Source organism: Neobacillus mesonae (assembly GCF_023715155.1).
Lineage (GTDB): Bacteria > Bacillota > Bacilli > Bacillales > Cytobacillaceae > Neobacillus > Neobacillus mesonae_A.
On the sequence record NZ_JAMBNQ010000085.1, the window covers coordinates 1 to 1,373 of the forward strand.

At 37.6% G+C, this 1,373-nt stretch carries 1 protein-coding gene; it reads left to right on the plus strand.

The genetic code is table 11. The features are described from left to right. Positions 1 to 1,262: IS1182 family transposase (locus tag M3183_RS26480; RefSeq protein WP_251475036.1), on the plus strand; the 1,262-nt coding region annotated here is incomplete at its 5' end. Positions 1,263 to 1,373: the final 111 nt, after the last annotated feature.

Consider the following 1,373-nt stretch of genomic DNA (forward strand, 5'->3'; position numbering starts at 1 on the left):
CTATTGATTTTTCATTTATCTATGGACTAGTTCAAGACTTATATTCATCTGAACGAGGACGACCAAGTATTGATCCTGTTGTATTAATAAAGATGGCTTTCATTCAATATACCTTCGGTATTCGTTCAATGCGGCAAACAATAGAAGAAATTAAAACGAATATGGCTTATCGTTGGTTTTTGGGTTTTGGATTTTATGATAAGGTACCTCACTTCTCAACCTTCGGTAAAAATTACGAGCGTCGTTTCAAGGATACAGATTTATTTGAACAAATTTTCTATCGCATTTTAAAAGAAGCGTCAGAGAAGAAATTAATTAGTAGCGAACATGTTTTTATTGACTCTACTCATGTTAAAGCAAGCGCAAATAAGCATAAATTCGAAAAGAAGGTTGTTCGCAAAGAGACGAAAGCATATGAAACGCGTTTACAAAAGGAGATTAACCGGGACCGGGAAGAACATGGAAAAAAGCCATTTCCCCCAGATAAATTTAATCAGGAAGAATTTAAAGAGATTAAAGAAAGCACAACTGACCCGGAGTGCGGTTATTATGTAAAGGACGAGCGCACAAAACAGTTTGCTTATTCGTTTCACGCTGCAGCTGATCGAAATGGTTTTGTTCTAGGTGCAATTGTAACACCAGGGAATGTTCATGATAGTGCTATTTTCGAACCGCTGTTGGAAAAGGTTATTGAAAAACACGGAAAACCCGAAGCTATTGCTGCTGATGCTGGATATAAAACACCTGCTATTGCTCAATACATATTTGAAAATGATATGACACCTGCTCTGCCTTATACTCGTCCTCGTACAAAAGAAGGTTTTATGAAAAAACATGAATACGTTTATGATGAATACTATGATTGTTATATCTGTCCACAAGAGAAAATATTAAAATATGCTACGACGACGAAGGATGGAAAACGGCAATACTTTTCAAATCCGCTTGAGTGTCAAAATTGCCCTCTTCTTTCACAATGCACGCTAAGTAAAGAACATAAAAAACTGATTGAGCGTCATGTGTGGGAGCACTATATAGAAGAAGCGAATCATCTTCGTCACACACAAGAGAATAAAAGCATTTACGCAAGACGTAAAGAGACGATTGAACGTGTATTTGCAGATGCAAAGGAAAAGCATGGTATGCGATGGACAACCCTTAGAGGACTAAAAAAATTGTCGATGCAGGCGATGCTTACTTTTGCTGCCATGAATTTAAAGAAGATGGCGACATGGACTTGGTCCAATCCAAAAATGGCATAAAAATTGACCCCTGAGGGGTCTGATTGAGGATAAAACAAGCAAGAAAATGCTTAAAAATGGAAAACGGCACCCGAATGGGGATATTCGGAATGCCTTTTGTCTACAATCTGA